The organism is Aeromonas sp. 600276 (assembly GCF_049175815.1).
In the GTDB taxonomy this organism is placed as follows: domain Bacteria; phylum Pseudomonadota; class Gammaproteobacteria; order Enterobacterales; family Aeromonadaceae; genus Aeromonas; species Aeromonas dhakensis.
Window position 1 is genome coordinate 106,694 of the sequence record NZ_JAAKVU010000010.1, and the last position, 14,835, is coordinate 121,528.

12 protein-coding genes, 1 pseudogene and 1 other annotated feature (1 of these 14 running past the window's edge) are annotated in these 14,835 nt (G+C 58.7%); of the genes and pseudogenes, 3 read left to right on the forward strand and 10 right to left on the reverse strand.

What is annotated here, in order from left to right:
* Positions 1-43: 43 nt before the first annotated feature.
* Positions 44-721, forward strand: a complete 678-nt coding sequence (locus tag G5134_RS11910; RefSeq protein WP_045789323.1) for a Crp/Fnr family transcriptional regulator — start codon at positions 44-46, stop codon at positions 719-721.
* 78 nt (positions 722-799) lie between these two features.
* On the opposite strand, the gene tsgA is transcribed toward G5134_RS11910, so the two are convergent.
* From tsgA to G5134_RS11925, 3 genes are all read right to left on the reverse strand, one after another.
* Positions 800-1,963, reverse strand: coding sequence for an MFS transporter TsgA (gene tsgA, locus G5134_RS11915; RefSeq protein WP_195878891.1), 1,164 nt, complete (start codon positions 1,961-1,963; stop codon positions 800-802).
* Positions 1,964-2,017: 54 nt separating this feature from the next.
* Positions 2,018-2,719, reverse strand: coding sequence for a purine-nucleoside phosphorylase (gene deoD, locus G5134_RS11920; RefSeq protein WP_017780915.1), 702 nt, complete (start codon positions 2,717-2,719; stop codon positions 2,018-2,020).
* Between the two features lie 283 nt (positions 2,720-3,002).
* A complete protein-coding gene (locus tag G5134_RS11925) occupies positions 3,003-3,383 on the reverse strand; it encodes a hypothetical protein (protein ID WP_162901839.1) in 381 nt (126 codons plus the stop codon).
* 1,206 nt (positions 3,384-4,589) lie between these two features.
* On the opposite strand from G5134_RS11925, the gene G5134_RS11930 reads away from it, so the two are divergent.
* Entirely contained in the window at positions 4,590-5,456 is an 867-nt protein-coding gene (locus G5134_RS11930; protein WP_290034900.1) for a hypothetical protein, read from the forward strand.
* A gap of 263 nt (positions 5,457-5,719) precedes the next feature.
* Here G5134_RS11930 and G5134_RS11935 read toward each other — a convergent pair.
* A pseudogene (locus tag G5134_RS11935) lies at positions 5,720-5,860 on the reverse strand (threonine synthase); the annotation flags it as partial.
* A 10-nt stretch (positions 5,861-5,870) separates the two neighbouring features.
* Positions 5,871-7,466 (reverse strand): ATP-binding cassette domain-containing protein, encoded by a 1,596-nt coding sequence (locus G5134_RS11940; protein WP_421232028.1) that lies wholly within the window; start codon positions 7,464-7,466, stop codon positions 5,871-5,873.
* Between the two features lie 405 nt (positions 7,467-7,871).
* On the opposite strand from G5134_RS11940, the gene G5134_RS11945 reads away from it, so the two are divergent.
* On the forward strand, positions 7,872-8,774 hold the full coding sequence (locus G5134_RS11945; RefSeq protein WP_421232029.1) for a hypothetical protein: 903 nt from the start codon (positions 7,872-7,874) through the stop codon (positions 8,772-8,774).
* A 100-nt stretch (positions 8,775-8,874) separates the two neighbouring features.
* Here G5134_RS11945 and G5134_RS11950 read toward each other — a convergent pair whose 3' ends face one another.
* The 5 genes from G5134_RS11950 to thrA all read right to left on the reverse strand — a co-directional run bounded on the left by G5134_RS11950 (position 8,875) and on the right by thrA (position 14,683).
* Positions 8,875-9,123 carry a hypothetical protein gene (locus G5134_RS11950; protein ID WP_126881392.1) on the reverse strand — a complete coding sequence of 83 codons (249 nt, stop codon included), beginning with the start codon at positions 9,121-9,123 and terminating at the stop codon, positions 8,875-8,877.
* A gap of 322 nt (positions 9,124-9,445) precedes the next feature.
* Positions 9,446-9,862, reverse strand: coding sequence for a YybH family protein (locus G5134_RS11955; RefSeq protein ID WP_421232030.1), 417 nt, complete (start codon positions 9,860-9,862; stop codon positions 9,446-9,448).
* A 107-nt stretch (positions 9,863-9,969) separates the two neighbouring features.
* Positions 9,970-11,244 (reverse strand): threonine synthase, encoded by a 1,275-nt coding sequence (thrC, locus tag G5134_RS11960; protein ID WP_421232031.1) that lies wholly within the window; start codon positions 11,242-11,244, stop codon positions 9,970-9,972.
* Positions 11,241-12,221, reverse strand: coding sequence for a homoserine kinase (thrB, locus tag G5134_RS11965; protein ID WP_017765729.1), 981 nt, complete (start codon positions 12,219-12,221; stop codon positions 11,241-11,243). The genes thrC and thrB overlap by 4 nt, the downstream gene beginning before the upstream one ends.
* 2 nt (positions 12,222-12,223) lie before the next feature.
* Positions 12,224-14,683 carry a bifunctional aspartate kinase/homoserine dehydrogenase I gene (gene thrA, locus G5134_RS11970; RefSeq protein WP_065016921.1) on the reverse strand — a complete coding sequence of 820 codons (2,460 nt, stop codon included), beginning with the start codon at positions 14,681-14,683 and terminating at the stop codon, positions 12,224-12,226.
* Positions 14,684-14,751: 68 nt separating this feature from the next.
* Positions 14,752-14,835 (reverse strand) — a sequence feature (Thr leader region); it runs 50 nt beyond the window's last position.

Consider the following 14,835-nt stretch of genomic DNA (forward strand, 5'->3'; position numbering starts at 1 on the left):
GGTGTGTAATAGCCGTTTGTGTTTGGCGACGACCCGGAACCCCATGCAACTCAAACCCCTTCTCAAGGGGCGCTTTCAGCCCCACTGGCAAGCCGGCCACGATCTCATCGAACAGGTGGTCAGCTCCTGCATCACGGAGCGGCGTCTCATCCCCGAGGGAGAGCCCCTGATGCGCCAGGGTGAACCGCTGCGGGATCTGGTGCTGGTCAAGAGCGGCCGCATCGCCATGGGCCACACCGCCATGAATGGCCGCCGCTTTCAGCTCGGCACCCTGGAGTGCGACCACCAGCTGTTTGGCGAGATGGAGTTCTTCACCGGCTACCGCTGCCAGCTCGACATCATCGCCGAGGAGCCGCTGGAGGTGGCCCGCATCGACGGCGAGCAGCTGGAGCAGGCGCTGGTCGCCCACCCCAAGGTGGCGCTCTTCTTTGCCACCGCCATTGCCATCGACTATCAGGACACGGTGGATATCTTCACCTGCCGCATGCTCTACCCCATCAGCTACAACATCGCCCTCGACCTCTATCACAGCCACTGCCACCACAACCCGGTGAGCGGCTTTCGCAAGGGGTATCAGGAGGCGGAACGCTTCGGCACCACGGACCGGGTCTACCGGCGGGCGGTGAAAGAGTTGATGGATAAAGGATTGGTAGAGCGAGGTGAGGAGGGGTTGCAGATCCGCGATCTGGCTGGGCTCAGGGCCTTTCTGGAGCAGCCATAAATCGCAGGCATCAGTCGCCGGTTAAAGACAAAAAAGAGGGGCGGTTTATACCGCCCCTCTTGCTGTTTACTCCCCCGCTCAGGCGAGACAGGGCTGGGGCCGGGCCATGCGCAGCGACGCCACCAGCATGGCGAGGATCACGCCATAGATAAGCGGGATGGCGTACATCACCGCCTGCAGGCCGATCACCTGCTCGAACAGGGCGCTGATGGCCGGGCTGAACATGGCCCCCGCGCTGCCGCTGATGAGGATATAAGAGACATTTTTGCTCGATGCCTGGCGCACAAACGACACCCCGTAGGCGATAAAGGCGTTGTAGAGCGCGGCGCAGACAAATCCGTAACCGTAGGTGAGGTAAGGCAGCTGGCTCAGGTTGTCGGTGGTGACGATGAGCGCCGTCATCCCCATCGCCAGCGTGATGATCACCAGCAGGAAGGTGCGGATCGCAATGCGGGTCACGATGGCGGTGGAGACCAGTGCACCGAGCAGGGCCGCCGTCCAGTATTGGGTGATGATGTTGCCCGCCTCCTCGAAGGGGATGCCGAACTTGTTCTTCACGAACATGGGCGCCCAGGTGAGGAAGGTGTAGAGCGCCAGCATGCCGAGAAAAAGCCCCAGCCCGCCGCTGATGATGCCGAGGTTCCACTCCGAGTGTTCGTTGCCGGCGCTCTCGCCGCCCGCCTCGCAGCTGCGGAAGTTGGTCAGCACCGCCACCAGCATGGTCGCCAGCGCCACCACCCCCACCGCCAGATAGCTCCAGCTCCACGCCATGGCGTGAGTCAGGGTGTAGGTAGTGACAAGAGGAAAGACCACCCCGGCCACGTTGAAGGTGGCATCCTGCACCACCAGCATGGTGCTCTGCATCCGCGCCTGCCAGACGCTCACCACCAGAGTCCCCGCAATGCAGAGCCCCACCCCGCCACACAGGCCGATCACCGTCATGGCCGCCATCACCACATAGAGCGAGCCGGTCAGATGGAGCGAGGCCGCCGCCAGCGCGATCAGGCCGTAGCAGAGCAGCGTCATCCGCTTGAGGCCCACCTTCTCGATGAGGAAGAAGGCGGCAATGGTGCCCGCCAGCGCCCCGCCGTTGAGCAGGGAGAAGATGGAGGCCACCTGATTGACGTCGGCGCCGAACTTGGCGGCGATGGGGTCGATCAGCATGCCGAACTGGGTCGCAAAACCGGCCATCACGAAGTTGGCCAGGAAGCTGATGGCAGTGAGGGAGAGCTTATTGTTCATATTGGATCTCTCTTGGGGGTCAGGGTGCGTGCAGGGTTGGGCGGGCTGCGGCGCTTACAGCGCGGTGTGCAGCGCCAGCTCGATCATCTGGTTGAAAGAGAGCTGCCGCTCCTCGGCAGTGGTCTCTTCACCGGTCAGGCAGTGGTCGGAGACAGTCAGGATGGCGAGCGCCTCGATCCCCTGCTGATGGGCCAGCCCGTAGAGACCGGCCACCTCCATGTCGATGCCGAGCACGCCGAACTTCTCCAGCGCCGGAATGAGGTTGTCGTCCGGATCGTAATAGAGATCGCCGGTGAAGATATTGCCCACCTTGACCGGAATCGCCTTCTCCTGCGCCTTGGTGAACGCCTTGTGCAGCAGGGCGAAGTCGGCCGAGGTGGCCATCTGGTAACCGGCGCTGCGCTTGGCATTGGTCGGGGAGTCGGTGCCCGCCGCCTGCGCCAGAATGACGTCACGCATCTGCACGTGGCGCTGGGTCGCCCCCAGACTGCCGATGCGGATGATCCGCTTGACCCCGAAGTCGTTCACCAGCTCGTGGGCATAGAGCACCATGGAGGGGATCCCCATGCCGTGGCCCATCACCGAAATGCGCTGGCCGTTGTAGTAGCCGGTGTAGCCCAGCATATTGCGCACATTGGTCACCTCGCGCGCATCGGTCAGAAAGGTCTCGGCGATATAGCGGGCCCGCAGCGGGTCCCCCGGCATGATGACGGTCTCGGCGAAATCGCCCGGGTTGGCATTGATATGAGCGGTCATTGTTGTTGTGCTCCAGTTTGACTCGTGTGGATGAGGGCATCCTAGCCCCCGCCCCCTCGCCCCTTGCAGGACAAAAGTCCTGTTGCCCCGATCGAGATCCCAGTTCCGGCAACTTCTCCAGGGCCGCCCCGCATGCCCCCCCTGCGCCGCCGCTGTTCCGCCCTTAATCAGCCCTGCCCTTGCGGCAAGCGAGCCGTCACTCGCCCAGCGATAACGCCCCTGCCCCCCAAAAAGCGCGGGGGGCCTGATGGCCCCCCGCAAACACACCGGATGAGAAAATGCCTTACTTGGCGGCGCTATCCTTCACACACTTCTGGACAAAACTGTTCTTGGCCGCGCCAGCCAGCTTCTTGTCGGCCGCCGCCTTCTCGCACTTGGCTGCCGGATCCACTGCCGCGCCCGTCTTCACGCACTTCTGGATAAAGCTGTTCTTGGCCGCACCGGCCAGCTTCTTGTCGGCGGCCGCCTTCTCGCACGCGCCGGTTGCGGCGCCAGCGGCATCTTTCACACACTTGCCGACAAAGCTGGTCTTGGCGGCGCCGTTAAGCTTTTTGGCCGCGGCCTGCGCCTCGCACTGCAACTGGGCTGCGTCGTTGGCAAAGACCGGATTGGCCAGCAGCACGCTGCCGCAGAGCAGGCCGAACAGGATGGCAATACGCTTCATATGACGTTCCTTATTGTGATGTGTTGGCATGGTGACCTGTTTGCATGATGATCTGATTGCAAGCAACTGTTATGACAACAGCTGATTGTTGCCGCAGATCCCCCGCCTCGCCAGCAAAGACCACGGAACACAGGGCACCATAGCCGCACTATAGCGCCGATTGGCTAAGCGGGATTCTCCCCAACCAGCCCCTCCTTAACGGCAAGCCAGCCACTCTTGTCCCCGCCACGCCCGCCGCCCCCAATAAAATCAAGGGCCATGGGAATCCTGTTCCCTACCACAGCGATTTCTTGAGCCAGCGCATAAAACGTAGATATTCCTGATAGTTACGTCAATTTTTGACTGGTCTGCGTATGAGGCTTGAGGATATGCTGGTCATTCGGCGCCTACAGTACCATCCGGGCCCCGACCACTGGTTGATGGAGCGCATTGGAAGCTGTAATCCAGGGGCGGTAGCATTGATTTGGATGTGCCATCTCTGTTTACTAGGTCAACATGACAAAACAACTGAGGCATTACACGCCTTATCCTTTCGCTTTAACGAGAAGAAACTTATGCTCCCCCCTCCCCTTAAAAAAGAATGAGACATGATTGTTTACAATATGTCATTAGATATCTAGATTTAACCGACTTTGCAAAAAGAAATGATGTTTTCCATCTTGGACTAATAAATAACAAAATACTAGAGGGAAACTTTCAAAAAAAATAGATACATCAAAAAATAAAATCTTGGTCCAAGACGATTGTCAAACATAGAGCCAGAGAATACATTTAAACACAGTAACTTTATTAGTTTTGTACAGAGCGTGCTTCATTAAATAGGGGCTGAACTTTGATACCCCTCTGGACTAACTAAAAAAGTCATCATCAAGAAGGTAAAAGTAATGAAGCTACATTAACTGGAAAAATATATGATGTATTACATGCTATTTATGCTTTCAGGCCATATTATTTAGTCACTAATGACATTAGGTTTTATACGGTGATTTTAGCTACATATCTACACTTAGGAATTACTACAAAGGTAATAATTTTCTAATGCAAACAAAAAACTCCTATTATGAATATTATTACTGATGATAACCATCCTATAAAAATATGGACATTAAAACAACTTTGATTGTCTATATGAACTTGTAGCTTTATTTATCAGTAGCTGCATAATCACTCTTAAATTCCACAAAGAACTATCAGGGTACCACCTCTATGCTCATAGAAAGTGCATTTTCAATCCTACCAGAAACTGTTGCAGGTTATGGCTTTCAAAAAGTGAAACGTGAAGCCAATGCTGTTGGTAGTTTTTCTTTTTCCCTTCTAAATGCATTACACTCTAAAAATATTGTTGACCCAATACAGAGAATACAGATGGAAAAAAATTTTGCATCAGCAACAGTTCCACTACCGCCCAATGGCACTAATAGACATTGCGATATTTTTCTCGATTATGGTGGTTCTAAAATCGGTTCCAAAGCATTATCGAACTATGGCTGGCGTTACAGAAACTATGTTGAGGCAAAATTTTTAAAATCTTACAAAAAAACAGGTGCGGGTCAAGACACATGCGCTTCATCAAACTCTGCAGAAATTGTTGCGGACCTTATTAGACTTATATCATTACCACCCGAACCAGATGCTTACAATAATAAGGCAAATTCAAAAACCTCATCGGCAAGATATTTTCTATGCCTTTCTGACAACCCACCACAAATATTTATAAATCAATATTTAAAGGATTTGCATTCAACATTCACCTCACCACCTAAGACTGCATCAATAGCTCTAGACCTCACATCAGGAAAAGCATCAAAAGCATTTGCTAATAAAGTTGGGACCGGGTTCAATAAATTAAAAATAAACATAGCCCACTGTACATGCTTTGCACACTATCCAATAAACCCAACATCACAAGACTCGATATGGATGCTATTAATGCGAATTGACGCTGCATCTATTGAGTTAACAACCACCACATCTACTCATGGGTTTAAAATATTATGCGACAGGACTATCACGCAAAATATACCAGGAGACTATTCCATTATCCGAGATTTCGTTGCCATTAATTTAAAATAAGAATCCAACACTACCACCTTTTGATCGAGCCACTCTCAGCTGGCTCGCAGCCTCACCCAATTTCCCTACCAACCAATACACACTTTCAGTCTACATCCCAGCTACAAACTAGAGATCGTGGGAGATCTGCAGCAGAGTGCATGGGTAGTCGACCAACACCTGAACAAACAGCGGATCGGGGTTGAGCCCCCTCCTTATGCAAAAAATAAAAATCCCCCGTTACCGGGGGATTTTTATTTATTTCGGTTATCTCGACACGGCAGTTAGCCCACCAAAAACGATCTTAACCGGGTAAACTCCGCAGGCAAATTAACAGAGAGCAGCGGCAGCACGGCGTGCTTGGCGAGCGGGCCGGGCAGCGGCACGCCCAGCTCCAGGATCTCGTCCACCGACACCTTGAACTTGTGCAGAGGCTTATACGCTTTTCAGCGTCTGCTTCTCCCCCTCCAACCAATACTCCCTTTCAACCCCTACCCCGGCTACAAACTCGGGATCGTGGGAAACCAGCAGCAAGGTGCCCGGATAGTCGGCCAGCACCTGAATAAGCAACTGACGCGAGGGGTGATCCAGATGGTTGTCCGGCTCGTCCAGCAGCAGCAGGTCGGGCAGTTGCGCCAGTACCATCAAGAGGCCCAGTTTTAGCCGCTCGCCACCGCTCAGCCCATGGCAGGGCATCAGGGCGCGATCGCCGCGCAGTGCGATACCCGCCAGCCGGGTTCTCGCCTCGCTTTCGGAGAGTGTCGGCGCCACTGCCAGCAGGTTGGCCAGCGGGCTGAGGTCTCGCGCAATCAGGCTCAGCCCCTGATCAAGACACGCCAGCCGGCCATTGATGCGAAAGCTGCCCGCCTCGGGTGCCAGCTCCCCGCGCAGCATCTGCAGCAGGCTCGATTTGCCGCTGCCGTTGCCACCGGCCAAGAGACAGCGAGCCCCACGTTGCAACACCAGGTTCACCTGCTGATCATGCCAGCGCCTGTGGCGCGCCGCCGTGATCGCCAGCGGTTGGGCCGCCCCCTTGCGATCGCCGCCCTCCGGCCACTGCATGACAAGCGGCTGCACCGCCGCCAGCGCGGCCGCCGCTTCGGCGCGCGCCTCCACCTGGGCACTGTGGCCTCGCTCATGGCGTTCCAGCACCTTGCCAAGGGATTTGCCCGCCTGTTCCGCTTTGAAGTCGAGCAGGATCTTGGCCTGGGAGCCGCGCTCGCGCCGCCCCTGGCTGGCCCGTCTGGCCGCCTGCTCGCGCACCTTTTGCACACTGCGCGCCGCCGCCTTTTCACGGCGCTCCGCCTGCGCCAGCCGGGCGCTGCGGGCAGCATGCAGCTCGGCCTGCTGCGCCACAAATGCCTCAAACGAGAGGCTGGCACTCTGCAGCCCCTGCTCGCTCAGCTCCAGTATCTGGCTCCCTTGATTGAACAGGCGCCGGTCGTGACTTACCAGCAGATAACCACCACTGTGGCTGGCCAATCGCTGGCTCAGCCACGCGATGCCACTGGCATCCAGGTGGTTGTCCGGCTCATCGAGCAGCAGAAAGTGAGCAGATCTCGCAAACAGCGCCAGCAGGCGCAAACGGGTGAGCTGGCCGCCGCTCAGGGTGCTGACCGGGGCATGGGCATCGAGTCTGAGGCCCGCCTCTGCCAGCAGGTCGGCAAGATCGCTGCGCAGGTGCCAGCGATCAGCCAGCCGCTCAAAATCGTCCAGGGCGCAGCTCCCCTGCTCGATGCGCTCAAGGGCCCGCAGCGGCTCGCCCCAGCCGATCACGTCGGCCACGCTGGCTCCGTCGGCATAATCCTGCGCGGGCGCAAACTGGGACAACCAGCTGATGGGGGTCAACCACTCGACCTTGCCAGAAGCCGCGCGGAGCTGGCCCGCCAGCAGTTCCAGCAGCAGGCTCTTGCCGATGCCGTTGCGGCCGATGAGGGTGCAGCCCGCAGCGGGCAAAGTAAAGGTAAGGGGCACAGTGCAAGCGCCGAAGGGCAGCTGCAAGGCGTTGATATGACATGCGATATGGGTCATCTGAACTCCTGTGGGCCAATGCGGGAGCCGCAGGCCAAGAGCCAAGCCAAATGACAGGGACACGTGTCCACAAGTGGGAAAACAGCAGAGGAATCAGCATCAACCTGTCACGGTAAGACGCACCCGTTCTCCCTGGCGGGAGAGGAATCAACAGCGGGGTGCGGACAGGTTAAATGCGCATCGGAGGAAGTACTCATATATCAGAAGAGCCAAGAGGCTAACCCGACGTATGCGGGCAGGTCAACCGACATGACCGGGTTCACGCAGCTATGCCGCTGAATTTTCACCCACAAAAAGCCTCGTATGAAAACCAGTCGAGAGAGGCAATTCAATACCCATATGGAGCACAATTGATGACTGACTTGATCTAGACTGTGCGCTCTTTTTTATTCGGGACTCGACAATATGAAACGCGCTTTCTTCGCCGCTCTGACCATGCTGGCTGCACCTGCCATGGCCGAACAGACCATTGCCCACCACTTCGCCACACTGGAATACCAGCGGATCATCGATGGCTGCCAGATGTATCGCCTCAATACCCCGCAAGGCGCCACCCTGCTGTTCGGGCACAACTTCAATGACACCGGCGTCAATGCGGAAGGAGGCGCCTCTGCTGGTACCATGGATCTCTACTCCTACATGTATTCGGACCCGAAATATCGCAGTTACTCCCTGCGGGGCACCAATAATCTCTATCAGCCCTCCACCAGCGACTCTTATACCTTTATGACCCTCTCCGTCGGGGCCAGCAGCTCACCCGACAACTTCATGTTGTCCCAGCGCAAGAACATCGAGCGAGCGACCTCTTACTCCAGCGGCAATACCCAGCTCTCGATGCATTTTTACGATGGGCAGGATCAGCCGAAATATGACAAGGCGATGCCGAAATATCTCTCGCTGTGCGGCAACAACATTGCCTCCTTCGACTCATTGACCAGCCTTAGACTGCGCATCGCCAACTCCACCATCAAGGTGCAGTACCCAAGATTCAATCAGCCTGCCGGGATCAAGGCCAGTAATGATCTGGTCAGCGAAGTCCAGCTCGCCTGGAACAATGCCGACAACAGCGCCATCACGACCCGTCAGCATAAATACACCCGCATCTCCCGCGCCGAGAAACTCGACAAGCCGCAAGATCAGAAATTTGTCGAACTGGCCAAACTCGGCATCAACGACGACCGCTATATCGACATCAATGGCGACCAGAATCCTCTGATCCCCGGCAAGGAGTATGTCTATCAGGTGCAGTACTGCGACGGTTACGACTTCTGCGAAGCTAGCCCTCAGGTGATTGGCAAAGCCAATTAAGCAGCACGCTATCGAAGCAATAAAAATCCCCCGCGCTCGGGGGATTTTTATTTCCTGTTTATCCTGTTTGGCGAGTCACTATCTGCGCCGGTGCTCGCTATCAGCGGTTCTTGAGCGCCTCTACCCTGGCGATCAGAATGGCCATAAAGCCGGAGATGATGATCAGCCCGATACTGACAGGCAGCACAGAGACAGCGTAAGGAACAACAATTGCGCCACCGACCAGAGAATCCGAGAAGATGCTCAAGGGCAGCGGCAACAAGATTAACAGTGCGATATAAACCAGCACCCTGGCGATGGCCAGAGGGGTTTTAAGGGATTGCGTTACGACTCTTCGGTACGGCCACATGATGGTTTGCTCCCTGATCCGTTATTATCCGGCCATCGGCCGCCAACCCTGAGCAGGGTGCCGACCTTGTTCGTCCATGATGGCTTCATGCAGCACCCTGATTAACAGCCACCGAGCGGCTGGTCAAGGGACTCCTCATCGGCGGCTTTTTCCCACGATTTTTATTCTTCTGCGCGCCGCCACTATGGCGGAGAAAACCTGTAACAAACCGGCGCTGCACCACAGCAACCTCTAACAACTGTTTCTATATCAGCAGCTTGTTGATTGCCTGCCATTCGGGGGCTTGTAGCAGCCCCCGCTCTGGGATACCCCCTGGGAGCGTTCAGGCAGAAGGCGCGGGGTCCACCGCTGCCAGCAGCGCTGTGCCATAGGAATTGTCTATGGTGCAGCGCCACTGCCCATCGGCTTCTTTGCGAAACACGTAGGTGGCGCGGCGGGTTTCCTCAGTCAGGCTCCCCTGGCCATCAGGGTAATTGAGCCGGGTCTCCATGATCACCAGCGCATTGTCGGCCCCCTCGATCACCTCCATGGCGCCCTGTTCCACCTTGAGCTGCCCCTGAAAGTAATCCGAGATGGCAGTGAAGGCGCGGCGGATGGCGGGAATGCCGCGCACCACCATGCCGGGCTTGACCACCAGGGCGGCGTCCTCGGCGTAGAAGGCCATCAGGGAGTCGAAATCGCGCCGGGAGATGGCGGCGTCGCAGGTCTCGATAAGAGTTCGAAGGGGATGCTGATTCATCTTCACTCCTTATGAGGCGGCTTGCCCGCCCTGTCATGGATAGAAAGCAACGGTATAGAAAACAACGGATAGAAAAATCCCCCGAGGTCGGGGGATTGGCAATCAACTTAACCGAGCAGGAAGGCCCTTAGCGGGGCAAACTCCGCCGGCAGATTGTGGGACAAGAGCGGCAGCGCGGCATGCTTGGCAAGGGGTCCGGGCAGCGGCACGTCCAGCCCCAGGATCTCATCCACCGACTCCTTGAACTTGGCCGGATGGGCGGTACAGAGGAACACCCCCACTTCGTCCTCGGCCAGCTGTTCGCCCAGCAGATCCCAGGCAATGGCGCCGTGGGGCTCGCACAGGTAATCCAGCTGGTGCAGGCGTTTGAGCGCATCACGGGTCTGGGCATCGTCACGCATGCCTGACCCCAGGGTCTCCAGCGCCCAGCCTTTGCGACGGCACAGCTCTTCTACTCGCGGCCAGTTGTTGGGGCGGCTCACATCCATGGCGTTCGACAGGGTAGCGACCGTCTGGTGCGGATCCCACTGGCCGGTTTTCAGGTAGCGCGGGACGGTATCGTTGGCGTTGGTGGCGGCGATAAAGCGCTTCACCGGCAGCCCCAGCGCCTTGGCAATCAGGCCAGCGGTGAGGTTGCCAAAGTTGCCGGACGGCACGCTGATGACTGCCTTGGCACGATCGGCTTTCGGCAGTTGGGCCACCGCCTCAAAGTAGTAGCAAACCTGGGCCAGCAAGCGGCTGATGTTGATGGAGTTGGCGGAGTTCAGACCAATGGCCTTTTTCAGCTCCTCGTCATCGAAGGACTGCTTCACCAGCGCCTGGCAGGCATCGAAGTCGCCGTCGATGGCGATGGTGCGGATGTTGCCACCCAAGGTGCAGAACAGCGCCTCCTGCAGCGGGCTTATCTTGCCCTTGGGGTAGAGGATCACCACCTCGATCCCCTCCAGCCCGTAGAAGGCGTGGGCCACGGCGGCGCCGGTGTCGCCTGAGGTGGCGGTCAAGATGGTGATCTTGTCGTTGGTTCTAAACGCCGCAAGGCACTGGGCCATAAAGCGGCCGCCGAAGTCCTTGAACGCCAGGGTCGGGCCGTGGAACAGTTCGAGGGCATAAGTGCCATCTTTGAGTTTCACCAGCGGCGCCGGGAAGGTGAAGGCGGCCTTGACCAGCTCGTGTACCTGAGGCGCGGCCACCTCGTCCCCCAGCAGGTGGCTGAGGATGCGGGCGGAGCGCTCCACCAGCGGCAGATCCAGCAGGGCATCCACATCGGCGAGCGGCTCAAGCTGCTCGGGGAAGAACAGACCCTGTTCGCGGCCCAGACCCTGACGCACCGCCTGGGCGAAGCTCACCTGTTCACTCTTGTCCTTGATATTGTAAAGATTCATAGCTCGCTTCCTGTTACCCGTGCCCCGGCCATGTCGAGTTTGCATACCCGGGCAAATCCATCTTCGTTCTGCACGAAATGTGCGTCCATCCAATCTTTCATCCGCTCGGCCTGGGCCAGATCCTTCATCACTACGAACACGCTGGGGCCGGAGCCCGAGATGCCGGTGGCCAGCGCCCCGTTCTGGGCGGCCTGGGCCCGCACTTCGGCAAAGCCTTCAATGAGCGCCGCGCGGTAGGGCTCGGCAATCACGTCTTTGAGTACACTCGCCGCCAACCCCTCCTGCCCGGTGTAGCTGGCGTGCACGAAGGCGGCCAGCCGGCGGCCATAGGTGAGGCAATCCTGGCGGCGATACTGGGCCGGCAGAATGGCGCGGGCGGCAGCGGTGGAGACCACTGTGCCCGGGTAGCAGACCACCCAGTACCACTGCTCAAACACCGGAATGCCCTGGCTGATGACGCCGTGCTCTTCCAGCACCAGCTGCATGCCCCCCAGATAGCAGGGGGCGACGTTGTCGTAGTGGACGGAGCCGGAGATCTTGCCTTCCATCTCCCCCATCAGCAGCAGCAGGTCATGTTCATTGAGGGGGGCGCCGTGAAAGGCGTTGAGGCCTTCGAGTGCCGCCACCACGCTGCAGGCGCTGGAACCCAGGCCCGAGCCCACCGGCAGGTTCTTCTCCAGCACCATTTCGAGCGGCTTGAGACCAAGGCCCCGTTTCTCCAGCGCCTCGCCATAGGCGAGCCAGCAGTCATGGAGGATGTTCTTTTTCGGGTCAGCCGGCAACTTGTGGGCGTAACGGCCCACGGAGGAGAGGGCAAACGGCACATCGGCGGCCTTGACCTGGACGCGATCCCCGAGCAGGGAACCATCCACGGGGGCGAGCGCCGCCCCCAGTACATCGAATCCCACGCTCAGGTTGGCGCTGGAGGCGGGGGCATAGGCCACCACGCTGCTGCTCTGGTACATGTCTGAACTCATGCTTACAACTCCTGCTTCCAGTTCTGGGTGCGCAGCACGTCGGCAAAGACGCCCGCGGCGGTCACTTCGGTGCCGGCGCCATAGCCGCGCAGCACCAGCGGGATCGGCTGGTAGTAGGTAGAGAAGAAGGCGAGCGCGTTCTCCCCGTCTTTGACCTTGAACAGCGGCTCGTCGGCGCCGACCGCCTTGATGGCGACCTTGCACTTGCCACCCTCGATGGAGCCCACGTAGCGCAGCACCTTGCCCTGAGCTTGCGCGGCCGCAAACTGGTCGCGGAACCAGCCGTCAGCCTCCGGCAGGCGAGCCATGAAGGCTTCCACATCGCCGCTCACGTCAAAGCCCGGCGGCAGGGCCTGCTCCACTTCCACATCGGAGAGTTCCAGCGCCATGCCGGCCTCGCGAGCCAGAATGAGCAGCTTGCGGGCCACGTCCATGCCGTTGAGATCGTCGCGCGGATCCGGCTCGGTGAAGCCGTTGCCACGAGCAATCTTGGTGGCATCGGAGAAGGCCATCCCCTCGTCCAGCTTGCCGAAGATAAAGGAGAGCGAACCGGAGAGCACGCCGTCGAAGGCGCGCAGCTTGTCGCCGGCCTTGATCAGGTTCTGCAGGTTCTCGATGACCGGCAGGCCGGCGCCCACGTTGGTCTCGTACAGGAATTTGCGACGGGTCTGGCGGGCGGTGCGGCGCAGCGCCTTGTAGTAATCGAGCGACCCGGTGTTGGCCTTCTTGTTCGGGGTGACCACGTGGAAACCGGCGGCGAGGAAGTCGGCATACTGCACGGCGATGGCCTCGCTGGAGGTGCAATCGACGATCACCGGGTTGATGAGGTGACTCTCTTCCACCAGCTTCTTCACCGCCTCCAGGCTGAAGCTGTCACGGGCTTCCACCAGCTGTTCACGCCAGTTGGCGAGATTCAGGCCATCCTTGTTGACCGCCATCTGGCGGCTGTTGGCGATGCCCACTACCCGCAGGCCAGTGCCCTGCTCGGCCAATACCGGCTGCTGGCGGGCAATCTGATCCACCAGGGCCGCACCGACACCGCCGACGCCGACCACGAACAAGTCGATGAACTGCTGGCTGCCGAAGAAGTTCTGGTGGCAGGCCTTGATGGCTTCGGCCACCTTGCGATCCCGCACCACCGCAGAGATGGAGCGCTCGCTCGAGCCCTGGGCGATGGCGACGATGTTGATGGAAGCTTGCGCCAGCGAGGTGAAGAAGCGGGCCGCCATCCCCTTGCTGGTGCGCATGCCGTCACCGATGAGGGAGATGATCGCCAGATCCTGCATGATCTCCAGCGGATCCAGCAGCTGGTTCTTGAATTCCAGCTCGAACTCGCGCTCCAGCACCTTGCGGGTCTTGTCGCAGTCGTAGCTGTGGATACAGAAGCTGACGCTGTACTCGGAGGATGACTGGGTGATGAGGACGATGCTGACCCCGGCACGGGATACGGCGGAGAAGATACGGCCGGCCATGCCGACCATGCCCTTCATGCCGGGGCCGGAGACGTTGAACATGCACATGCCGGAGAGATCCGAGATGGCCTTCACCTTGAGGTCGTCATCCCCCTGCTCGACGCCGATAAGGGTGCCCGGCCCTTGCGGGTTGAAGCTGTTCTTGATGAGGCAGGGAATGTGGAACTGGGCCACCGGCGCGATGGTTTTCGGGTGCAGTACCTTGGCACCGAAGTAGGAGAGCTCCATCGCCTCCTTGTAGGAGAGGGTTTTCAGTAAGTAAGCGTCCGGCACCAGGCGCGGGTCGCAGTTGTAGCAGCCCTCGACGTCGGTCCAGATCTCGCAGCACTCGGCATCGACGCAGGCGGCCAAGACGGCTGCGCTGTAATCCGACCCGTTACGACCCAGCAGCACGGTTTCGCCCTTGTCACTGCCACCGGTAAAGCCAGGCATCAGGTAGAGACAGTCGGAGCGCAGGCCCTTGGCGGCGAAGCGCAGGCGGGAGGCTTCGATGTCGACGTGAGCCTCGAGGTAGCCGCCGTCGGTCACCAGCAGCTCTTCCGGCACTATGAGGTCCAGCTCAAGGCCGCGCACCCGCAGCAGTTCGTGCATGAAGGCGATGGAGAGGTTCTCGCCCCGGCTCAGGATGCGAGCCTGCACGTTGTCCGGGCAGAGCCCCAGCAGGCGGATGCCTTGCATCAGCCGCTCCACCTGATCCAGTTCGCTGGTGAGACGGGCCTGCAGCGCCTTGTCATCCAGCGCCGGGTAGGCTGCCTTCAAGCCGGCCAGCAGGCGGGAGAAGATACCGTTGATCTCGAACAGGGTGCTGCTGGCATCCATGCCGCGGCTGGTCTGCTCCACCAGGGCCACCAGGTGGTTGGTCACCTTGGCTGGTGCCGACAGCACCAGGGCAACCTGGGATTGGCCGTGGGTATTCACCGCGATATCGGCGACCCGTAAAAAACGCTCTGCATCGGCCAGTGACGACCCGCCAAACTTCAACACTCTCATCGCTATCTCCCTGTATTCCCTGCAAATTGATCCGCTAATCGGTCTGAAAACTGTCTGAAAACAACCCAACAAAAAAGGCCCGTACTGGGTGGGTACGGGCCTTTTTCTGATTTCTGTGCTTGTTCGTCAGCGCATCAACCGGCCCCAGTGCC